The 20,738-nt window shown below is 43.9% G+C and carries 25 protein-coding genes and 1 other RNA gene; 22 read left to right on the top strand and 4 right to left on the bottom strand.

The genetic code is table 11. From position 1 onward, the window contains the following. Positions 1–115: 115 nt before the first annotated feature. The 6 genes from BTO30_RS04105 to BTO30_RS04080 all read left to right on the top strand — a co-directional run bounded on the left by BTO30_RS04105 (position 116) and on the right by BTO30_RS04080 (position 2,665). Complete coding sequence (locus tag BTO30_RS04105) at positions 116–415, top strand: PAS domain S-box protein (RefSeq protein ID WP_143331910.1); 300 nt, start codon at positions 116–118, stop codon at positions 413–415. Then, entirely contained in the window at positions 387–1,100 is a 714-nt protein-coding gene (locus tag BTO30_RS04100) for a diguanylate cyclase domain-containing protein (protein WP_083632289.1), read from the top strand. The genes BTO30_RS04105 and BTO30_RS04100 overlap by 29 nt, the downstream gene beginning before the upstream one ends. Beyond that, entirely contained in the window at positions 1,094–1,777 is a 684-nt protein-coding gene (locus BTO30_RS17835) for a GGDEF domain-containing phosphodiesterase (RefSeq protein WP_075397449.1), read from the top strand. Before BTO30_RS04100 ends, BTO30_RS17835 begins: the two co-directional genes overlap by 7 nt. Beyond that, complete coding sequence (locus BTO30_RS17830; RefSeq protein WP_075397448.1) at positions 1,765–2,055, top strand: EAL domain-containing protein; 291 nt, start codon at positions 1,765–1,767, stop codon at positions 2,053–2,055. Before BTO30_RS17835 ends, BTO30_RS17830 begins: the two co-directional genes overlap by 13 nt. Before the next feature lie 91 nt (positions 2,056–2,146). After that, positions 2,147–2,353, top strand: a complete 207-nt coding sequence (locus BTO30_RS04085) for a hypothetical protein (RefSeq protein WP_075397447.1) — start codon at positions 2,147–2,149, stop codon at positions 2,351–2,353. A 3-nt stretch (positions 2,354–2,356) separates the two neighbouring features. Beyond that, positions 2,357–2,665: a hypothetical protein gene (locus BTO30_RS04080; protein WP_075397446.1), complete on the top strand. Its 309-nt coding sequence runs from the start codon at positions 2,357–2,359 to the stop codon at positions 2,663–2,665. Between the two features lie 305 nt (positions 2,666–2,970). Here BTO30_RS04080 and BTO30_RS04075 read toward each other — a convergent pair whose 3' ends face one another. After that, positions 2,971–3,270: a hypothetical protein gene (locus tag BTO30_RS04075; protein WP_075397445.1), complete on the bottom strand. Its 300-nt coding sequence runs from the start codon at positions 3,268–3,270 to the stop codon at positions 2,971–2,973. Positions 3,271–3,822: 552 nt separating this feature from the next. Here BTO30_RS04075 and BTO30_RS04070 point away from each other — a divergent pair. From BTO30_RS04070 to BTO30_RS04035, 9 genes are all read left to right on the top strand, one after another. Beyond that, entirely contained in the window at positions 3,823–4,149 is a 327-nt protein-coding gene (locus tag BTO30_RS04070) for a nucleoside triphosphate pyrophosphohydrolase (RefSeq protein ID WP_075397444.1), read from the top strand. Next, positions 4,142–6,532, top strand: a complete 2,391-nt coding sequence (locus tag BTO30_RS04065) for a DEAD/DEAH box helicase family protein (protein WP_075397443.1) — start codon at positions 4,142–4,144, stop codon at positions 6,530–6,532. The genes BTO30_RS04070 and BTO30_RS04065 overlap by 8 nt, the downstream gene beginning before the upstream one ends. A 1-nt stretch (position 6,533) precedes the next feature. After that, a complete protein-coding gene (locus tag BTO30_RS04060; protein ID WP_075397442.1) occupies positions 6,534–7,172 on the top strand; it encodes a DUF262 domain-containing protein in 639 nt (212 codons plus the stop codon). Positions 7,173–7,385: 213 nt separating this feature from the next. Further along, positions 7,386–7,871, top strand: coding sequence for an Rpn family recombination-promoting nuclease/putative transposase (locus BTO30_RS04055; RefSeq protein ID WP_075397441.1), 486 nt, complete (start codon positions 7,386–7,388; stop codon positions 7,869–7,871). 51 nt (positions 7,872–7,922) lie between these two features. Then, a complete protein-coding gene (locus BTO30_RS04050; RefSeq protein WP_075397440.1) occupies positions 7,923–8,528 on the top strand; it encodes an ApaLI family restriction endonuclease in 606 nt (201 codons plus the stop codon). Then, complete coding sequence (locus tag BTO30_RS17825) at positions 8,529–8,654, top strand: hypothetical protein (protein ID WP_281248581.1); 126 nt, start codon at positions 8,529–8,531, stop codon at positions 8,652–8,654. 1 nt (position 8,655) lies between these two features. After that, positions 8,656–9,744, top strand: coding sequence for a DNA-methyltransferase (locus BTO30_RS04045; RefSeq protein ID WP_211272819.1), 1,089 nt, complete (start codon positions 8,656–8,658; stop codon positions 9,742–9,744). Between the two features lie 111 nt (positions 9,745–9,855). Then, a complete protein-coding gene (locus BTO30_RS04040; RefSeq protein WP_075397439.1) occupies positions 9,856–10,206 on the top strand; it encodes a hypothetical protein in 351 nt (116 codons plus the stop codon). Between the two features lie 241 nt (positions 10,207–10,447). Then, the gene (locus BTO30_RS04035) at positions 10,448–11,458 is read left to right on the top strand and encodes a C40 family peptidase (protein WP_083632286.1); all 1,011 of its coding nucleotides are present in this window, start codon (positions 10,448–10,450) and stop codon (positions 11,456–11,458) included. 53 nt (positions 11,459–11,511) lie between these two features. On the opposite strand, the gene BTO30_RS04030 is transcribed toward BTO30_RS04035, so the two are convergent. Further along, positions 11,512–11,895, bottom strand: coding sequence for a VOC family protein (locus BTO30_RS04030; protein ID WP_075397437.1), 384 nt, complete (start codon positions 11,893–11,895; stop codon positions 11,512–11,514). Positions 11,896–12,133: 238 nt separating this feature from the next. After that, entirely contained in the window at positions 12,134–12,640 is a 507-nt protein-coding gene (locus tag BTO30_RS04025; RefSeq protein ID WP_075397436.1) for a YhcN/YlaJ family sporulation lipoprotein, read from the bottom strand. A gap of 210 nt (positions 12,641–12,850) precedes the next feature. Here BTO30_RS04025 and BTO30_RS04020 point away from each other — a divergent pair, with 210 nt between their 5' ends. The 5 genes from BTO30_RS04020 (at position 12,851) to BTO30_RS04000 (ending at position 17,599) form a co-directional block, all read left to right on the top strand. Continuing rightward, on the top strand, positions 12,851–13,114 hold the full coding sequence (locus BTO30_RS04020) for a hypothetical protein (RefSeq protein WP_075397435.1): 264 nt from the start codon (positions 12,851–12,853) through the stop codon (positions 13,112–13,114). 122 nt (positions 13,115–13,236) lie between these two features. Beyond that, the gene (locus BTO30_RS04015; RefSeq protein WP_075397434.1) at positions 13,237–13,473 is read left to right on the top strand and encodes a hypothetical protein; all 237 of its coding nucleotides are present in this window, start codon (positions 13,237–13,239) and stop codon (positions 13,471–13,473) included. A gap of 120 nt (positions 13,474–13,593) precedes the next feature. Continuing rightward, positions 13,594–14,583: a M23 family metallopeptidase gene (locus BTO30_RS04010; protein ID WP_075397433.1), complete on the top strand. Its 990-nt coding sequence runs from the start codon at positions 13,594–13,596 to the stop codon at positions 14,581–14,583. A 225-nt stretch (positions 14,584–14,808) separates the two neighbouring features. Further along, positions 14,809–16,221, top strand: coding sequence for a LysM peptidoglycan-binding domain-containing protein (locus BTO30_RS04005; RefSeq protein WP_075397432.1), 1,413 nt, complete (start codon positions 14,809–14,811; stop codon positions 16,219–16,221). A gap of 187 nt (positions 16,222–16,408) precedes the next feature. Continuing rightward, positions 16,409–17,599, top strand: a complete 1,191-nt coding sequence (locus BTO30_RS04000; RefSeq protein ID WP_075397431.1) for a M14 family metallopeptidase — start codon at positions 16,409–16,411, stop codon at positions 17,597–17,599. 27 nt (positions 17,600–17,626) lie between these two features. Here the strand turns inward: BTO30_RS04000 and BTO30_RS03995 are convergent, their stop codons facing one another. After that, positions 17,627–18,640 (bottom strand): rod shape-determining protein, encoded by a 1,014-nt coding sequence (locus BTO30_RS03995; protein ID WP_075397430.1) that lies wholly within the window; start codon positions 18,638–18,640, stop codon positions 17,627–17,629. 212 nt (positions 18,641–18,852) lie between these two features. Here BTO30_RS03995 and BTO30_RS03990 point away from each other — a divergent pair, with 212 nt between their 5' ends. Continuing rightward, positions 18,853–19,797 (top strand): aldose 1-epimerase, encoded by a 945-nt coding sequence (locus tag BTO30_RS03990; RefSeq protein WP_075397429.1) that lies wholly within the window; start codon positions 18,853–18,855, stop codon positions 19,795–19,797. A 400-nt stretch (positions 19,798–20,197) separates the two neighbouring features. Continuing rightward, a non-coding RNA gene (gene ssrS / locus BTO30_RS03980) (6S RNA) lies at positions 20,198–20,397 on the top strand. Positions 20,398–20,738: the final 341 nt, after the last annotated feature.

Genomic DNA, 20,738 nt, shown 5'->3' with positions numbered 1-20,738 from the left:
ATAAAATAGATTCAGATGAAATCAAAAAATTTATTTTTGAGGTGCGAATCTATGGATCAGTTTACGGGACCGACTTTTACAAAAGACGATTTAAAGCGCATCATTCGACAAATGCCTGTGCCAATGTATATTTCCAGCGGGGTTTACGGCATTTGAGTCGCTTCATAAAACGAAAGAAGGAAAGATCGTTCCCGTTTCTGTTCACGTGCGGATTATCGAAACAGAGGACGGAGAGCTTGTCAATCTTGTACAATATCATGACATTAGCCAAAAACAAGAAGCAGAGCGCCTTCTTGAAAAAATGCACCAGCAGCTGAAGTCGCTGTTTCAGTTTAATCCGGACTTTATCTTTATGCTGAATGTACAAGGCTTTTTTACGAATGTGAATCCGGCAGCCGTACCGGTCGATCTTTGAAAACAACATTGACGCCGTGCTGACATTTGATTTAAAAGGGCGTTTTCAATACATCAACCCGGCGACAGAACAAATAATGGGCTACACGTCAGACGAGCTGATCGGCAAGCCGTTTTTGTCCCATATCGTCCCGGAGCGCCAGGCGTACACGATTGCCCGGTTTTCAAAAGTGATGGAAGGCAAAGCGGTGCAGTATGAGACGGCGATGTACACAAAATCAAAAGACATTGTGGAACTGCATGTGACGATCATTCCGATTATGGTAAACGGCACGGTTGCAGGCATTCACTGCATTGGCAAAGATATCACCGAAAAAAAGCATTTTGAAGAAAAACTGAATGAAATGGCCTTTCATGATTATTTGACCAAATTGCCGAACCAGCATTATTTCCACCAGTATTTGCAGAAGCTCATTGATTCGTCCAAACGGGAGAATGCCGCGTTTGCGCTGTTTTTTCTTGATTTGGACCGGTTTAAGTCGGTGAACGACGCATTTGGGCATGATTTTGGGGATTTGCTTCTGGTAGAAACAGCGAATCGGCTCGCCATGCACCTTCCCGTCTCGGCCCGGGTGTTCCGTTATGGCGGGGATGAATTGATCATTATACTAGAAGGAGCTGGGGAAGAGGAAGCAGGCCAGGCAGTCCAGCAAGTGCTCATGTATTCAAAGAGCCGTTTGTGCTGAATGACATCGAGATGACGGCATCGACCAGCATCGGCATCAGCCTGTTTCCGCAGGACGGGGATGACCGCGACACGCTGATTAAAAAAGCAGACCACGCGATGTATTTTGCGAAGCAGGACGGCAAGCAGCAGTACCAGTTTTACCAGTCAGCCACCGGGAATGTGCATGACCAGTTTTTTAAAATGGAGCAGCTCCTGAAAAACGCCATCCGGAATGGGGAGCTGTCGCTTGTCTACCAGCCGCAGGTGAATATGAAAACGAAACAGGTGCACGGTGTGGAGGCGCTGCTTCGCTGGCACAATGAAGAAATGGGCTTTGTCTCCCCGGCTGAATTTATTCCGATTGCTGAAGAAAGCGGATTGATTGTCGAAATTGGGGAATGGGTGATCCGCACGGCCTGCCTGCAAATGAAAGAGTGGCAGGAAAAAGGCATGCGGCCTGTACCAGTGTCCGTCAACGTGTCGATTCGGCAATTTTACCGTACGGACTTTGTGGATACGCTCCAGAACATCATCAAGGAAACCGGGATCGATCCACATTTTCTGGAGCTGGAAATTACCAAATCAATTGCTTCTAACGCCGGTGTGGTCATTTCCATTTTGCAGCAGCTGAAACAGCTTGCGTCCATGTCTCTATTGACGATTTCGGCACAGGCTACAGCTCATTGCAGTATTTAAAAGAATTCCCGATTGACTGCCTGAAAATTGACCAGTCGTTCGTCCGAGATATGGCGGATGAAGGGAAAGGGCGGGATATTGTGTCAACAATCGTCACGCTCGCCCATAACCTTGATTTAATTACGATTGCAGAAGGAACCGAAACAGCGCAACAGCTCACGTGCCTGGAGAAACAAGGCTGCGACGTGGCGCAAGGATACTACTTCAGCAAGCCGCTCCCTGCTGAAGAGTGCCTGGAATGGGTCCGCCAGTGGGAACAAAAGGCAGAAGGAAAATAAAGGAATAAGTGTTTGGCAAGTTATCGGAATATAGATACTATATAAGTAAAGGTGGTGGGCAAATGAGGAAAAGGAGCAAGGTCAAAATGGAATGATGAAACGGTCTCATTCTGCAGGATCTTCTTTAAACAGACAATCGTTACAGCGCATGGAACAAATGAATCAAAAGCTTGCTGCCGGGATTGATATAAATAAACTGCTCCTCAATAAAGAAGTGCTGAAGGTCGACCATAACGGTATTGCCCAAAGTGATTATTCAAATGATGCGCAAAAAAATGGCAGAGGATTGGCTGCGTGACTAATGAAGCCATCTGAAATATACGATATATATTTTCCTTATCCGCCAAGACAGGTGGATGAACAAGGGCGGACCGGCAAGGAACGGCCTGCCCTTATCGTAACGGTGAATGGAGGACAAGCTATTGCGATTTCGATAAAGATCACAAAATCTGCTCCTAATCAATGGTTCCCAGCTTGTATTCCTATTTTGAATTGGAGAATGGCGGGCCTGGAAGTTCCATCATGGGCAGAAATCAGCACGATCAATCCAATAAATAGACATCAGCACATCTTACAAACGACGAGGGGCTATGCATCCAGTCGATTTTAGAAATATTCTTCAGAAATTTAAAGAATTTTTATAGAGTATAGTCGTCTTATTTACATATAAAAAAGAATCACCCTTCGCAAACGACCAAGTTAGCAGGGTGATTCTTTCCGATATTTAGGATCCTCTTCTAATTCCGTTCATTCCATTGCGGTTTGCTTGATTTGTTCGTCCTTTAGCTGTTCATACAGCTTTTTTTAACCCTTGAATCAGGTCGGATCGAATCAGCGTATATCTCTAACTGGTCAAAAATATGACTGAATTGCTTTGTCCATGTGCATCCCTCGTTACTATGAAATCATTTCTTATCAGAACTTCGCCTTCTTCTCGATCTCCTGCGCCACCACAAACGCCAAATCCTCATTGCCAAACAAGGACAAAACGCCGAGCAGCGTGTCATCCGGCACCTCGCCCGCCTCTTCTTTCGGCACCGTCAGCGCAATCCCGTCCTTCAGCGCCTGGTTCTCGCCCTGGTCCGGATACGCCCGCTTGTACACGTCCGCCGGATCGAGATCATGGTTCACACACCATTGCGCAAACACCAAAATCATCATGTTTTCTTCTTTTTCATAACTCTCCGCAATCCGCTTTGAAAGCTCCTCAGACATCCAATCCCGCCTTTTCTCATTCTTCGTTTCATTGTAGCGCGAACGGGCCGTTTGGTAAAATAATTGGGCAAAGGAGGATGGAGCCGCATGAAAAATCGCCTGTTTTACGCTGGCTGCCTGCAGTGAAAATACAACAGATGGAAGCTGCGCTGGAATGTCAAGATAAATGGCGTGGAGTACAATGGGGCAGAAGAGTATAGCGAGGACAGCGAAGAGCTTGATGAACAAATCGGAGCCATTAAAAAAAAGACAGAGGCAAGCAAGATGCCTGGTGAAAAAGAATTCAACTTTTTTTCCCACTGGCTCTAAGATGTATTCAGTGAAAGGAACAGATCAATAGATTATGGCAGAAGATCATTCGAATGATAAAATCCTTCTGAAAAGTGTCTCTGCTGAACAGTAAATAAAATAGGAGTTGTATAAAGAGCGGGTAATGATCCATTTTTTAAAAATCGGCTCTTTTTTTGTGCAGAGCTTTTCGCCAAAAAACAACAAATTTTCACAAGTTTTTGGTAAAATAGGATCAATATATGCAAAAGGGAGTGTCATATCATGCCGGTACATAACAAGCTTGTCCGCGACCGTATTTTAGAGGTCATTGAAAAAGCGGGCAAAACGTATACATCACGAATTTTGGATGAAAAAGAATACATAGCAGAAGTAAAAATCAAAATGCATGAAGAATTGGCTGAATATGAAGCCGCACAAAACGACCAGGACGCGGTGGAGGAACTGGCTGATTTGCTGGAGCTGATCCATGCGGCAGCGGCCATTCACGGAGCAACACCGGAACAGCTGGAAAAGGTTCGTCAGGAAAAAGCCGAAAAGCGGGGCGGATTCAATGACCGTATTTATTTAATTGAGGTAGCGGATGACTAAGCTCAAGCTGATAACGTCGCAATTGATCGATGTGCTGAACCGTCTTGCCGAGGAAGCAACGGAAATTGACATTTTAACGTCATTTGTTATGAAGTCTGGCGTGAAAAAATTGGTTCCAGCCCTGCAAAAAGCCGCCGCACGCGGAGCCGAAATCCGGATCGGAACCGGCGACTATTTGCACATCACCCAGCCGGACGCTCTGCAAATGCTGGCAGATGAGTTGCCGGAAGCGGAAATTCGCTTGTTTCAAAGCGGCGGCCGGTCGTTTCATCCGAAAGCATATTTGTTTCGTCTTGGCGAGCAGGGGCACGTTATCATCGGCTCGTCCAATATGTCCGCAAGTGCGCTGACAGGAGGCGTAGAGTGGAACGTTGCGGCTGAAAATGAAATTCTTTTTGACGAGGCATTGAAGGAATTTGAAGCTGTTTTTTACGATGAGCGTACCATTCCGGTCAATCATGAAACCATTGCTGACTACCGGAGCCGTTACGATCAGTTTCATGCCAAGCAGTCGCTTCGTGTGCAATGGACGGAAGCGGAAGAAGTGGAAGTGATGTTTTCGGAAGCGGCAGACCAGGAATCCGTAATAGCCGAGGAACAGCCAGCCTATTTAACACCGCGCCCTGCCCAAAAAGCGGCTCTCAAAGCACTGGAACAGACGATGGACGAGCAGTATGAACGGGCGCTCGTCGTCATGGCAACCGGACTCGGCAAAACATATCTGGCGGCTTTTTTCGCAAAGCATTTTCGGAGGGTGCTATTTGTGGCGCACCGGAACGAAATTTTGGAGCAGGCGAAAAGATCATTTCTGCACGTGCATCCAGAACGGACAGCCGGCATTTTAGACGGCAATTCCAAGGAAAAAGAAGCGGACATGATTTTTGCTTCAGTATTTACGATTGGTTCCAAGCATCACCTGCATTCGTTTCGCCCCGATGAATTTGATTTAATCGTCATTGATGAATTTCATCATGCCGCAAGCCGTTCATACGAAAAAGTGCGTGATTATTTTGTGCCTAAATTTTTCCTCGGTATTACCGCGACGCCGGACCGGATGGACAACAAGGATGTGTATGGCATTTGCGATGGCAATGTGGCGTACCGCATTCATTTTATGGAAGCGATACAAAAACAGTGGCTCGCACCGTTTCATTATTACGGCGTGTACGATGACACCGACTATTCCGCGCTCACGTGGCTGGGGAGCCGCTATGATGAGGAAGAACTGCTGGCGGTGCAGATGCGCGCGGAAATGGCAGAGAAGATTTTGGCCGCCTGGAAAAAGAATAAGCAGACGAGAACAATTGCGTTTTGTTCATCGATCCGGCAGGCCGAGTTTTTAAGCAGCTATTTTAATGAGAACGGATACAAAACAATCGCCCTTCATTCCAGTACAAAAAATGTAACACGCCCGGCAGCGATTTCCATGCTAGAAAAGGGAGAATTAGACGCCATTTTTACTGTTGACTTATTTAATGAAGGCGTCGATATTCCGTCCGTCGATACAATTTTGTTCACGCGCCCGACCGAATCATTAACTGTCTTCACCCAGCAGATCGGGCGGGGCTTGCGGACGGCTCCCGGAAAAACGCACTGCGTCATGATTGATTTAATCGGAAACTACCGGAACGCCGACGTGAAAATGCGTGTATTTGACACCGAGCCGGAACGGAAAAAACGGGACATTGTGCCAGCCATGCCGGCGAACTGTGTCATGGATTTTGATTTGAAAGCAGTGGAGCTGCTGACAGAAATGAGCCGCAAGCGCAACCCGCGCAAAGAGCAGCTTTATTACGCCTACGAAGACTTGAAAAAAGAGCTTGGCCGCCGTCCGTCGTATTTGGAACTTCACCTGCACGGAGCCGCCGACAGCAAAATGGTCAAGGAATTTCACCAGTCGTATCCGGGTTTTTTATACGCGTTGGGCGAATTAAATGAGGCAGAACAGGAAGCCTTCAAGCAGTTTGAGCATTGGTTTGCCGAAGTCGAAAAAACCGGCATGACGAAAAGCTACAAAATGGTCGTTTTGCTTTATATGCTTTCAAAAGGACCGGACCGCTGGCTTGACCCGATCACGCCGCAGGAAGCCGCACCTTTTTTCCATCACTACCTAACCTCAAAAGAATATCGGAAGCGCATCGACTTCTCCGACCGGCAAGGACAAAAGCTCGCGCAGTACAACGAAAAAGCCGTCGCTGATCTCATTGCCAAAATGCCAATGACCAAATGGAGCGGCAGCAGCGGGCTTGTTTCGTTTGACGGGAACGTGTTTCAGGTGAATGTGGATGCTGGCGGGAATGAAATGGTGTATGAGTGGACGAAGGAGATTTGTGAGTTTAGATTGCATGGGTATTTTGAGAGGAAAGAGAATAGGAGGAATTAATATGAATGGTCAGCAACAACAAACAGAGTCAATAAAAAATTTAATTCGTAATATTGAAATTGGAAGCATTGTACTTCCAGAATTTCAAAGAGATTTTGTTTGGGATATTACTAAAACGTATGAGTTATTTGATTCTCTAGTAAGGGGTATTTTTATTGGTTCGATAATTTACGGCAAGCCCTCTTTTGAAATAACGGTTAGAGAAATTGATAAGAGGCCACGAAAAGGACCAGGATCAAGAACACCAATTCCTCCAATTAATTATAGTCAAGAAGAAATCGAAAATAAAACTCAAATTGAGAATTTTCGCCTTATTTTGGATGGACAACAAAGGGCAACTTCTATTTACAGAGCATTAAAAGGTATAGACACAGTTTGGTTAATTATAAAAAACGAAGATGAAGTTGAGGAAGAAATACAGGAAAAAGAATTTAGAAATAGATCACTTGAGGAAGTCATTTTTGAATTTTCAGGTCATCCAGATGATAATCGCCTTTCTATTAATTTAGCTGATGCCTACTCAATGGCTATTAATAGCGATTTATTTGAAGAAGATATTCGTAAAAATGGAAAATCGGAATCAGGTCGATCTGGCCAAGTATACGGATTGGCGGTCGCGGGTGCGGACGGTGATTTATGATCATTCGTCGGATGCAGAGAGATTTAATGGAAAAAAGCTGGATTTGGTTGCGTGTGTGGATGAAAAAGGGGAAGGAAGATGGAAACTGCGTTAAAAAGAGCCGGACTCTTTTTTATAAACGTACAATAGTTTTTATTAATGAGTGGAAGATGATAAAATGAATGCATACAGAACGTATGTTTTATTAAATCCATTTGAATGGAGCTGCCTGCGATGAATTATGGTATACTTTTGGCAAATAAAAGTGTCGTGATGGAGAAGTGGCAGCCACGGTTTTTGAAGCGGATTTCACTGGATCGGCTGATGGATTTGAAAGTGGACTATGCATTTAAAGCGCTGTTTGGAAGTGAGAAGAATAAACGGATCACGATTGTTTTTTTGAATGCGGTTTTGCAGAAAAGCGGCAGGGAACCGATTGATGATCTGGCGTTTATGAATGTGGAGGCGGGTGGTGAACACGTCGATGATAAACAGTCCCGTTTGGATATTTTAGCGAAAACGGAAAAAGGGGAGTGGCTGAACATTGAAATCCAGCTGGCTAATCAGTATGACATGGTGAAGCGGACATTATTTTACTGGTCCAGCGTGTATCGGGCACAGCTGAAAAAAGGGATGCCGTATACGTCGCTGCAGCCGGTGATCACCATTAATATTTTGAATTTTGAGTTATTTACGGAAACGAAAATGTTTGTATGGTAACTTACATTTTATAAGAGTGCATCTCTTTTTTGCAGGGTTTTATGCCAAATTATGCCGAATCAACAGGCGTGTGATCAAGTATTAAAAAGAGTCGAAGAGATGGCCAATGACGATCTATCGCATTATTTGATTTACCAGGTGTTAAATGTCCCTCTGGAAGAAGGGGAATTGATTGATATTTATCAAAACAAAGGACGGTTTCTTTATAAATATGCGGGTTCTTTTTTGGAGGATGCAGCTATTCTTTGTTTTGAGTATAAATTTGGGGAAAAGGCTGAAAAGAAGGTTAAAATTCCAAATACGATCGGACAGCGTCCAAAAACGTTTGAAATCGATTGTTTAGTAGACGATCAAGCGTATGAAATTAAGTGGCGCGATGCCACAACGGACGGAGATCATATCACGAAAGAGCATACACGGATGCAAGTGATAAAAAATGCCGGTTATACTCCGAACCGAATTATGTTTTATTATCCGAACCGCGCACAGGCAATACGAATTCAAAAGACGCTTGAAACGCTTTATAAAGGGGCGGACGGTCAATATTATTATGGGGATGCGGCATGGGCTTTTATTTATGATCAAACAGGTGTTGATTTAAAGTCTATCTTAGAGCGGATTGCAAAAGAAAATTCGAATGAATGGGGGCCGATATAAATGACACTTATAGCAGGGGACTGTCTGGAAAAACTGACACAAATCCCGGACAATAGTGTCGATCTCGTTTATATGGATCCTCCTTTTTTTACACAAAAAAAAGCAGCGGCTAAAAACAAGAGATAATATGAAGGAATATGCTTTCGATGACTGCTGGGATTCGATTGCAACCTACATAGATTATATAAAGGTTCGGTTGTTGGAATGTAAGCGTGTATTAAAAGAAACAGGTTCAATCTTTTTGCATTGTGATAAAACAGCTTCGCATTATTTGAGGGTGGCACTTGATGATGTGTTTGGCATGGAACAGTTTCAAAGTGAAATTATTTGGCATTATAAAAGGTGGTCAAATTCAAAAGTTGGATTATTGAATAACCATCAAGCCATTTATTTTTACAGTAAGACAAAAACATTTAAATTTAACACGATTTATACGGATTATTCAGCTACGACAAATGTCGATCAAATTTTGCAAGACCGTGTTCGTGACAAGCATGCGAAATCTGTTTATAAAAAAGATGAAAATGGAAAAGTGGTTCTAGGAAAAGCAAAAAAGGGGGTTCCGTTATCGGATGTTTGGACAATCCCTTTTTTAAACCCAAAAGCAAAAGAACGAACGGGTTATCCAACACAAAAGCCTATTTTATTACTTGAGCAGATTATTAAATTAGTGACGGATCCGGGAGATCTTGTTCTTGACCCATTTTGTGGGAGCGGGACGACATTAGTGGCGGCTGAGTTATTGGATAGAAAGCATATCGGGATTGATTTGTCGGAAGAGGCCATTGAATTGTCAAGAAAAAGGCTGGAAAATCCAGTGAAAACCCATTCGCATTTGCTGGAAAAAGGCGAAAAACAATACTTGACGAAAACAGAAAAGGAATTAGCCGTTTTAACGAGTTTAAATGCCATTCCCGTGCAGAGAAATAAAGGGGTTGATGGTATTTTGCCTGAGCATTACAAGGGAAAGCCGGTACCCATCAAAATTCAGAAAGAGAATGAAACGTTCGAGGAAGCAAAAAAACATTTGTTTCAAGCGAGTGAAAAGAGAGGATGTTTACTAAAAGTGCTTGTTCGAACGAGGTGCGATGGAACTCTTTTTGAATGGAAAGAAGCAATGGATGAAGATGAACATCTTATTGTTTTGGATAGTTACGATTATGTCCTTCATAATTGGCTGGCTGCTGCAGATGAGTCTGAATCAAATAAGGAATAAATAGGGTGTCTGTTTTCCACCGCTTTAATGCGGCGGGGGACAGGCACTTTTTTGGGTTAAATGCCGCTCACTTGTAATATATATGAATAGGAACAAGAGGAGGGTAATCTTTTGTTATTGGAGCAGATGGCAAGTTTAAAAGGTTCGGTTTTTTTCTTTCAAATGGTCGGATTTTTCCTGGAGAGCCTATTGTTTTTTCTCGTTCTTTTCATATTAATAGGTGTAGTGAAAGAAGCAAAATACGCAAAAAAATTGCAGGCGGCGGGGACCGGGATGAACATGATTTCGTTGTTTTGGATATTCTTTGGTCCGTATTCATTTGTTTCACATGCAGTCAGTATATGCGTGTTTTTTATGGGAATGATCATCATGGCGATTGCGTTAATAGAAGAATTCGTAACGGAAAGAGTAAGAAACCGTGAGCCTCTTTCAGAAAAAAAGACGAAGGAATTCAGCCGGTAAATGAAGGATGATATTTGGGGAGAATAAGTAAAACCAGCTGTGTGTGCGGCTGGTTTTTTATTTGTTTAACTACTAATCAGCCAGTAAGATTCATTTGTCATAATGGAAAAAAATTCATTAATTATTACAAAGATGACCGAATTTGTAATTAGAACGTAAAACTATGTAATGTTTTGTTTTGGTAAAATCAGAATTACAAGAAAAGACAGAGAATTAGAGAAAAGAATCCGGGAGGTCTATGGTGAGTAGTTGCAAAAAAGTCTTCATTTCATTTATGGCAGCAATTTTGTTGTTAACGCTTTCTCCAATCACATCATTTAAAACAGAAGCATCTTCCATTGGGGAGTCCATTATCACATATGGAAAAAAATTCATGGGTGTGAAGTATGTCTTTGGAGGCACTACACCGAGCGGATTTGATTGTTCCGGATTCGTACAGTACATTTTTAAAAACGCAGCGGGCATTTCATTGCCGCGGACGACAGATGAGCAATATAAAGTGGGAACAGCTGTAGCAAAAAGCGACCTCCAGCCAGGCGATCTCATTTTTTACGCCAATACATATAAGCCGGGCATTTCACATGTTGGTGTATATGCGGGCGGAAACATGGTCCTGAACGCAACATCCAGCCAGGGGATTGATCTGGTTTCGATGAATCATTCGTATTGGGGACCAAAATATGCGGGTGCGAAACGCGTCATTCAAGAAAAGACACCAAATTGGTTTACCGATGTAGCCAAATCAGCGAGTACATACACAGCGATTAAAACGTTGTCGGATCAAAAAGTCATTACCGGATTCAATGATTATACATTCCGTCCCGATGATAAAGTGACGCGCGGGCAGGCAGCGGCGATCATTAACCGTATATTGAACTTACAGCCGAAAGTCACCAGCCCATTCGCGGATGTACCAGTATCCAATGCGTTCGCTCATGACATTGCCGCCATGCGTGAAGCGGGTATTATCAGCGGATTCGATGACAATACATTCCGTCCGAACGACGAAATGACACGGAACGAAATGGCGTTGATTATCCAGCGTGCCTTTAACTTATCCGTTCCGCAAACGTCAGCGGCGGGTGCCATCTTCACGGACGTCAGCTCAAGCCATTGGGCATATGATGGAATTTTATCCTTGTCGTCCATTGATAAAACAGGTCTTTTTACGGGCAATATGTTCAACGGCTCGCAAAATGCCACACGAGAAGCATTCACGGTTGCGATTTATAACGCTATGAATGCAAAATAAGAACGAACAAAAGCACCCGGGTCTTTAAAGCCGGGTGCTTTTTCATGGTTTCATTATGTACGTTCAACATGCAGTTCAATCAAATTCCCGTCCGGGTCAGCGACAAAGATTTGCGCGAAGCCGCTCGTGCTGTTTGGTTTTTCAAGAGTATCGATGTTGTTTTTTTTCAGCCACTGAAGCGTTTCGTCATAATCTTTCACACGAAGGGCGAAATGGCCTTCACGGCTGCTTAATCGTTTGTCGGCTCGAATCGTTCCGGATTCCGGAATCACGAGCAGGTGTATTTGCTGCTGGCCGACGGCAAACCAGGCCCCGTCAAAATCAAAGGGCGGACGTTCGAGCTCTTTAAGACAAAGAATGTCACGATAAAACCGTTTGGCTTTTTCAATATCGGTCACGTTAATCCCGACATGATGCAGTTCTTCATATGTAATCAACAAGAAAACCCCCTTTTATTCATCATACCATACGTTTAAATTTGGATCTTATTTGCGGGGCGCCGTTTCGTTCTTTAAAAAAGAATAGTTTTGACAAAGATAAGGAGCTGTCTCAAACGTTCATTGAGACAGCTCCTTTCTTCATCTTCATTTCAATAGCCGTTTTTCCTGCTCAATGGCCGGATTTTTCATGAATCCAGCCATTGTTCCATACTTATATGACGCTTCCTGGAATTTTTTAGTGGGCATCAGGAAATACATTTTGAACCATACCGCTAAATTCCTCGACCAGTCCTTTTACAGGTTCGCGTGCATTAATTTTTTCTCTGTAATCCGCTATCCGATCGACAAAATCAGGATTCGCTGACACATATACGTTTTGAATGCTTGAATCTTCCGCCTTTACTTCCGCTGCAATTTTGTCTTCTACTTCATTCGTTACTTCTTCATTTGCCGCATCACGCAAGACGACAGCGACATACGCATTGTCATCTGTCACAATGACGTTTGCCGTTTCGACCTCATCCAATTGAACGATTCGATCCGCCGCATCATCCGCCACATCTAACCGCGATTCACTGTCGGTCTCGTTCGCATCCCGGTCTTGGTTGTTGTCCGGCTCATAATTGACATTTTCTGCGGGAGTCTGATCATCATTATTTATGGCTTCGTCTCGATTTGTATTACAGCCTGCAAGCGCAAAAAGGGTCAAGCCGATAATTGTAAAGCGAACTAATTTTTTCAATGTTTTTCCTCCTTTAAAGTGATTCCACCTAATAAAATAACCAGCGTTTGATTTTTCATACATCCCCAAGCTCACTTACAAAAAAAACGTCTTTTCTCTCCGGTTCAATTAGACAATGTTCATTCGGCGTATGAAACATCTCTTTTCCGGGCATAACGAAAGGAACGAAACAATCATTTACAAAAAAACGGAAAGGATGGCTGAGAAAGAATGACAATAAAACTGGTGAAAATTGTGCGTACCAGCCCGGTTTATAATAAGTGGTTTGAACAAAATTTAAACGAAACATTTCATGTGCTGGACGATGGCCGGGAGGAGTACAATGTCATCTGGCCGGCTTTTGAGCGGCGGAACAAGCGCAGTATTCCAAAGGATTTATGCGAAGAGGTGGACGGTGAACTGGCAGATGTCCGGCAAAATCCTGTTGCGCGTCATTATTTAGGCGAGTGGGCCCGGCCTCTTGACGGCGAATAATGAATGAAAACCGCTGTGGAATTTGGCGGCCAGTGATGTGGTTGTCGGAAAAAGACGAAGGAAAGTTATAGCAATGCGCCTCCTTTCTGTCAGATAATAAAGGCATAAAGGGGGCAGATGATGTGGAAGATTTTCAAGTGGTTGTGGAAATGGTGAATGGTGATAAACGTGTATATCAATTTCATCATACAGATGAACAGGAAATCATTCAGGAAATTGAAAACAGTTCTGTATGGCTGGAAATCCCACACCATTACGAAACGCATTATATTCAGACTGATAAAATAAAAAAAATCAATATTATGCCAATATATTGTGAAGACGGCGGCCGGGAAAATCGGATCTTACGTCTCTCATAAAAATTGTAGTATTCTCCCCTCAACGATTACAGGTTGAGGGGTTTTTTACGGATAAAAGTGGTGATGAAAAAAACAAAATGGGGAAATCTAAATGAGGATTAAAAAAAGGAGGTTTTCCGTGTGCATCATTGGATTTGTTTTCCATCTTCGCTGATTGCGTGCTTCTTTCTTTTTTCCTCTGTTGTTTCAGCTAAAGAGCAGCCTTCGAGAGAAGAACGATTGGAAGCCAGAATGAGCTATTATTTAAAATACGAAAGCTTGACGTTACCATGGTTTTATTTGGCGGCTGTCGACCAATTTGAGCGAAACATTCAACAAGTGCGCCCGGATATTCCTGAAAAAGACGGCGTCATGGCCATTCAATTCCCGGATGAGAAATGGACCGGCATGCTGAATCCAAACAAAAAAGATACCTCCCCGGAATCCATTCTGTTTTTTGGGGGATTAGGAAGGGATGGAAATCAGGATGGGCTGGCCGATCCGAATGATGATGACGATGTTTTGTATACGATGGCTGTCTTTTTAAGCGGGTATGGACATACGGAAAAAGATTTTAAAAAAGCCTTAAAGGATTATTACGGGCGGAAAGAAACTGTTAATCAAATCATGACGATCGCGAATATTTACAAAGAGTATGAAACGCTCGATCTTGATAACCACGCTTTCCCAATTCCAATTGAACATAACTTCAGTTACCGCGGCACCTGGGGCGCAAGCAGAGGCTGGGGAGGACACCGGATGCATGAAGGAACGGATTTGTTTGCTTCTTACGGTGTTCCCATCCGCGCCACCTCTTACGGCATCGTGGAGGTCATGGGATGGAATAAATTTGGCGGCTGGCGGATCGGGATCCGCGATATTCACAATGTATATCATTACTTCGCCCACCTGGCGTATTTTACAAAAGACTTAAAAAAAGGCGATATGGTTGATCCGGGAACCGTTATTGGCTATGTTGGAAGTTCAGGATACGGGAAAAAGGGAACATCCGGCCGATTTCCTCCGCATCTTCACTACGGCATGTATAAATATAACGGGCGGATAGAATGGGCATTTGATCCATATCCTTCTCTCAAGGCATGGGAAAAAGAAGAACGTGATGAACGCTAAGGGTGTATTCTGAAAAATGTAATTTCAGCTTTTGGGGATGTCCTCAAACATTCATCGAGACATCCCTTTCTTCTTTTGAAAGCTGGATTTTAACTGAATCCGGACGTCCATACGCCATCAGCAAATGATGGGACTTAAAAACCAGCCTCCAGCTGTCCGAATCATATATCACCGACACAGTTCATAAGATGAAAGGAGAATGGGAACGAAAGCGGGGCTGGAAAGGTGAAAATTCATGTGGTGATAAGAGGCGATACGTTATCGGGAATCGCCCGTCAATACGGAATCCATACAACTCGACTTGTGGAGGTAAATGGTCTGGAACAGCCTGATAAGCTGGTGATTGGGCAGGCGCTGCTGATTCCTGAACCGTATATTAGGCATTTTGTAAGGCAGGGAGAGACGCTCAGACAGATTGCCAATCAATACGGGACAACGGTGCAGGAAATCATTCAGACGAACCGGATCGCACATCCAGACAGCATTTATCCCGGGCAGGTTTTATATATCCCAGTGATTTTTCATACGGTCAGGGCCGGGGATTCACTTTATGCGATTGCTTTACGTTATGGAACGACTGTGCAGGCAATTGTACAGGCAAACCGTCTGACAACGCCGTCTCTTCTTTATATAGGACAGCGTCTGAGGATTCCAGCAGATCCAAAGCCTGTTATTGATGTCAATGCATTTTCGTACACATTTGGACAAACCGGCGCCAATCAGGTGCGTGAAGTAGCTTATGACCTGACATATGCCAGTCCATTCGGATATAGAATGAAGGAAGACGCCAGCCTTGAACCAATCGATGATTTTCCGACAGTACAAGTCGCCCGGTCCACGAATGTTGTACCCATGATGGCGATCACCAATTTTTCAAGTACGGAGGCGGGAACCGAATTGGCTCACTTCATTCTTTCCAGCCCAGACTTAGTGGAAACATTATTAACCAACATCATCCACACCATGAAAAGAAGAGGATATGACGGACTCAATATCGATTTCGAAAATGTGGCACCAGCCGATCGGGAATTTTACAATCGTTTTCTCCACCGGGCAGTAGACCGGCTTCATCCGGAAGGGTTTTTTGTCTCCTCTTCTCTTGCGCCAAAGACAAGCGGAGATCAAAAAGGGATGTTAGTGGAGGCGCATGATTATCCGGCGCACGGCCGGATTCTCGATTTTGTGGTTCTGATGACGTATGAATGGGGGTATCGAAAAGGCCCGCCTCAGGCAATTTCACCGATTGACCAAATAAAACGCGTTCTTGACTATGCGGTGACCGTTATTCCGGGAGATAAAATCTTACTGGGCTTTCAAATCTATGCACGTGACTGGATCGTTCCGCATAAAGAAGGACAGGAAGCAGAGACATTTGACATGCAGGAAGCGATGAGGCGTGCGGCTCAATATCGCGCGGAAATAAAATATAACCAGAAAAGCCAGTCTCCGTATTACACGTATGTCGATAATCGCGGCCGCTCTCATGAAGTCTGGTTTGAAGATGCCCGCAGTGCCAGGGCTAAATTTAATTTGGTCAAATCGTATAAACTGAGAGGGCTCAGTTATTGGGTGCTTGGCTACCCGTTTCCTCAAAACTGGGCACTCCTCGGCGATACGTTCATTGTCCGAAAACGATAAGAGGCATTTCAGAAGAGGCTGTTCCATAAGCGGCTGACAGCGGTAGAGGGACTTATTTACCGAAATCTCGGCCAGCGAAATAATCAGGAGATGTCTTGATGAATGTTTGAGAGGTCTTCTTCTGCAATCTTGGACGCTGCTGCATACAGTTAAAAAAGAACAACTTTTGACTAATAGGAGGAACTTCATGGAAATTGTAGTGAGGCCGGGAGATTCTTTATGGTCCTACAGTCAGTTGTTTCATATAGATCTGCAGCTCATAAGGGACTCCAATCGGGAGATTCAATCGGATCGGCTGAGCATCGGACAGAAGGTACAGATCCCTGGGTACGTGATTCAACATGTGCAGCTGCGGGCCGGAGACTCATTATGGAATATTGCCCAATCACGTCAAATCCCGGTGAGTGCGATTTTGCAGGTGAATCCCGGAATGACGCCTGACCGGGTGCAGGCAGGACAGATGATACGTGTTCCGCGGCGGATTACGTGGCGAATTGTCAATGGAAAGCGATATTATGACTATAGTCAAATGATGAACGATATGCGGCGTTTACAAACGGTCTATCCCTTTTTACGTGTTGCTTCTATTGGCCAGTCTGTTATGGGAAAAGACATAGACGAAGTCCTGATTGGAAACGGCGGCAAGCGTGTGCATTATAACGGATCTTTTCATGCGAATGAATGGATCACCACATCGGTCATTATGACATTTTTAAACGATTATGCATTAGCACTGACAAATCAGACGTCCCTGCGCGGTTTAGCGGCGTATCGTTTATACGAGCAAACGATGTGGTCGATCGTGCCGATGGTAAATCCGGATGGTGTCGATCTTGTGATAAATGGCCTTCCTGCAGAGGAGCCGTGGAATGACAGTGTCGTTTCACTAAACAATGGGAATACGGACTTTTCAGGATGGAAAGCGAATATCAGAGGTGTCGATTTGAACGATCAATTTCCGGCAAAGTGGGAGGAAGAACGGGCAAACCATCCGAACCGCCCCGGACCGAGAGACTATGGGGGGGAACGGCCATTGTCTGAACCTGAATCGATTGCAATGGCAGAGCTGACGAAAAAAAGGGATTTTTCGAGAGTGCTGGCGTTCCACACGCAGGGAAAAGTTGTTTATTGGGGATTTGAAAACATGGAACCGCCGGAATCCGCTCTCATTTCCAAAGAATTTGGAAGGGTCAGCGGCTATGTACCGGTCCGCACCATTGAAAGCTATGCCGGATATAAAGACTGGTTTATCCAGGACTGGCGCAGACCGGGCTTTACCATTGAACTTGGTGAAGGAACGAATCCCCTTCCTATTACGCAATTTGATGAAATATATGAAGAATCCCTTGGTATTTTTTTGGCGGGACTTTATATGTAAGGGAATCGTTGTGTTCCACAAACAGGACTATAATTTCGCTGCTGTTTTAAATAAATGAATTTGATTTAATGCTTTTCCTGTGCCGATCGCTACACAGTCAAGCGGGTTTGCAGCAATGAAAACAGGGATTCTTGTTTCTGCATGTAACACGTTGTCCAAATTTTTCAGCAAAGCGCCGCCGCCGGTTAAGACAATGCCCCGGTGCATAATATCAGCCGCAAGCTCCGGCGGCGTTGTTTCGAGTGTTTTAATAACGGTGTCGACAATATCCTCTACTTTATCCTTTAAAGCAAGTGAAATCTCCTCACCCGGAATTTCAATAATTTTTGGCAGGCCGGTCAGCATATCCCGGCCCCGAATGTCAAGGGGAGGAGTGTGGTCTGTTTCTCCGTAAGAGCCGATTTCCATTTTGGCAGTCTCCGCTGTGCGGTCGCCAATCAACAAATTATACTGTTTCCGAACGTAATGTATAATCGCACGATCCATCTCATCTCCTGCGATACGAATGGAATGACTGGTCACGATGCCGCCGAGAGAAATGACCGCCACTTCCGTAGTACCGCCTCCTATATCCACAATCATGCTTCCGGTCGGTTCCCATACAGGCAAATCGGCTCCAATGGCCGCCGCTAATGATTCCTCGATCGGATAGGCTTCCCGTGCGCCCGCTTCTTTCGTCGCATCAATGACAGCGCGCCGTTCAACCGGCGTAATGCCGGAAGGGACACAAACCATCACGTTCGGCTTGCTTCCAAAGGCGGCTTTATGCTGTGCTTCTTTTATAAAATACTTCATCATTGCGGTGGTCGTATCGTAATCCGCAATGACGCCGTCTTTCATCGGGCGGAGTGCCTGAACATTTTCAGGCGTCCGCCCAATCATCTCTTTCGCTGCATTTCCAACAGCAATAATACGGTTTGAATCTTTTGCTACCGCGACAACCGACGGCTCCCGCACAGTGATGCCTTTTCCTTTTACATAGACAACGGTATTCGCCGTTCCTAAGTCAATTCCAAGATCCCTCACACCAATTTTAAACATAACCGTTTCTCCTTTATGAAGGCTTTATTGCGAGCGCAATTATTATATGTATGCGGACCAGGCCGTTTTTATGAAACAAAATTCAACCTTTTTTAACATAACCCGTTCATCGTTTTTCATGCGTATCATACAATGCCAATTCCTTTCTTCTTCTGCAAAGGTTTTGGTATGATGGAAGCAAATTGAACATTGAAGAGTCAGGAGGCAGCATAATGGGCATTCGAACCATTGAATTTTTAGAACAAGAAGCATACGAAATGGAGAATGACTTTTTTAAAGCGGTCGTTCTTCCCGGTGAAGGAAGCAATCTCATTTCCGTTTTTGATAAAACAAAGCAGGTGGAATTGCTGCGGGTTCCAAAAACGAAAGAGGAACACGCCAGCCGAAAAATGTTATACGGCACACCCGTCTTATTTCCGCCGAATCGGATAGAGGATGCTGTTTTTCGATTCCGTGACCGTACGTATGAGCTGGAAATGAACCGGGCGAAAGAGAATGTACATATTCACGGGTGGGTGCATGATAAAAAGTGGACCGTCAGTGGAGTGGATCAGGAGCAGAACATATTGACGACAATATTTCAATCCAGCGCTCATCCGGACATTTTAAAACAGTTCCCGCATTCATTTGTCCTCGAAATGACCATTCAGCTGCTGGATTCGGGAATCACCCAAACATTAAAAGTTATCAATGAAAGCGAGGAAACGATGCCGGTTGGCGTGGGGTATCATACGACCTTTCAATTTCCGATTGAAGAATCGACGCTGCACATGGATGTGGATACGTACTGGGAATTAAATGAACGGCATTTGCCGACCGGCAAGCTGTTACTCGTTCCATATAAAACAGAACTAAAAAAGGGAATGAAGCTAACAGGGCTTGCGTTAGATGATGTTTATCCGGTGACCGATGACCGAAAAGCCGTTATCGAGCATCCGGACCGCGGCATTAAAGTCACGTATGAAGCGGTAAAAGGATTTAAACACTGGGTTTTATTCACAGCCGGCGGGAATGAGGATATGCTGGCGGTTGAGCCGTATTCATGGGTGACAAATGCGCCGAACCTTGATCTGCCGGAAGAGGTCACGGGACTTTGCGGATTAAAACCGGGACAGGAAAAAGTGTTTATAACGACACTTTCCGTCGAATATTTTTAACATTCTGGACAGTGAGAAAAGACCGGATGCGGCAGCACCCGGTCTATTAATCATTTATTTTAAGACTCGTTTTGCGCCAACATATGCATTTTTCCAATATTTTGTGTTCAAGGAGATGTGCTGGCTTCCTTTGTTGTCAGAAAAGGTGTGAAGATAAGGGCTGCTGTTAAGATGAAAATAGTGCACCCAATCCATAATAATCTTGGTAAACGTTACGCGCCTGCCATCATGTTTTCCATCCTTCATTTTTCTTTCAATTTGTTTTGGGACATAAAACAACCTGCTAAGGACGCGGCTATATAGTCTAGGTGAGAAACGGAGCTTACATTCACATCCATTTTCATTTTTTGAAGGAAACAATTACCATTGAATCAAGTGGACAAATAAAGTACTATACTCATACGAGCTGCGTTGTTCGTAAAAAATAAGTAAGTTTTAACCTTTAAGCTGTAATCGGGAGTTTTAAATAAAATCGGGAATGACAGGCCTCTGTCTATATGACAAGGAGGACAGGCAGGAACGTTTTTGCGGACACCCACTTTGAGGAGTGGTGGTTTAAAACTTTCTTAATCTAATCAATACGGCAATAGCGGCTTATCTCATTTTTTATTCTTCATTCTTCATGCTCGTTTTTTATGTAACTATTCAAAACAGTAAAGAGCTAAAGGTAGGAAGTGTATGGTTATTTTATGAGAAGTCTATTGACTTTTTGTTTTGGAAAGGGTTATATTATTAACCATTATGAAAAAGTGATGATTTAAGAGACGTAGATTTTGAAAAAACATTTGACATCTATGTTTAATAAATAATATAGTGTATATCTGTCAGTGATGACGGTTAATGAAATTGATCTTTGAAAACTGAACAAAATCAATAAAAACGTCAACGTTTAAAAGAAAAGCGAAGGGCGCTTCTTTATCAGCGAAACGTGCTGGAAGACT

Origin of the sequence: Domibacillus antri (assembly GCF_001936625.1) — a bacterium.
GTDB lineage: Bacteria > Bacillota > Bacilli > Bacillales > Domibacillaceae > Domibacillus > Domibacillus antri.
Note: the sequence above shows the minus strand (reverse complement) of the source record. Positions and strands in the feature narration are given on the sequence as shown.

Excerpts from the sequence above, each read along its gene's own strand:
- BTO30_RS04020 (WP_075397435.1), top strand. The coding sequence starts at position 12,851 with ATGACAATAAAACTGGTGAAAATTGTGCGTACCAGCCCGGTTTATAAT.
- BTO30_RS17825 (WP_281248581.1), top strand. The coding sequence starts at position 8,529 with ATGACACTTATAGCAGGGGACTGTCTGGAAAAACTGACACAAATCCCG.
- BTO30_RS03995 (WP_075397430.1), bottom strand. The coding sequence starts at position 18,640 with ATGTTTAAAATTGGTGTGAGGGATCTTGGAATTGACTTAGGAACGGCG.
- BTO30_RS04070 (WP_075397444.1), top strand. The coding sequence starts at position 3,823 with ATGCCGGTACATAACAAGCTTGTCCGCGACCGTATTTTAGAGGTCATT.
- BTO30_RS04075 (WP_075397445.1), bottom strand. The coding sequence starts at position 3,270 with ATGTCTGAGGAGCTTTCAAAGCGGATTGCGGAGAGTTATGAAAAAGAA.
- BTO30_RS04000 (WP_075397431.1), top strand. The coding sequence starts at position 16,409 with ATGGAAATTGTAGTGAGGCCGGGAGATTCTTTATGGTCCTACAGTCAG.
- BTO30_RS04045 (WP_211272819.1), top strand. The coding sequence starts at position 8,656 with ATGAAGGAATATGCTTTCGATGACTGCTGGGATTCGATTGCAACCTAC.
- BTO30_RS04085 (WP_075397447.1), top strand. The coding sequence starts at position 2,147 with ATGATGAAACGGTCTCATTCTGCAGGATCTTCTTTAAACAGACAATCG.
- BTO30_RS04055 (WP_075397441.1), top strand. The coding sequence starts at position 7,386 with ATGAATTATGGTATACTTTTGGCAAATAAAAGTGTCGTGATGGAGAAG.
- BTO30_RS04065 (WP_075397443.1), top strand. The coding sequence starts at position 4,142 with ATGACTAAGCTCAAGCTGATAACGTCGCAATTGATCGATGTGCTGAAC.
- BTO30_RS03990 (WP_075397429.1), top strand. The coding sequence starts at position 18,853 with ATGGGCATTCGAACCATTGAATTTTTAGAACAAGAAGCATACGAAATG.
- BTO30_RS04080 (WP_075397446.1), top strand. The coding sequence starts at position 2,357 with ATGAAGCCATCTGAAATATACGATATATATTTTCCTTATCCGCCAAGA.
- BTO30_RS04060 (WP_075397442.1), top strand. The coding sequence starts at position 6,534 with ATGAATGGTCAGCAACAACAAACAGAGTCAATAAAAAATTTAATTCGT.
- BTO30_RS04050 (WP_075397440.1), top strand. The coding sequence starts at position 7,923 with ATGCCGAATCAACAGGCGTGTGATCAAGTATTAAAAAGAGTCGAAGAG.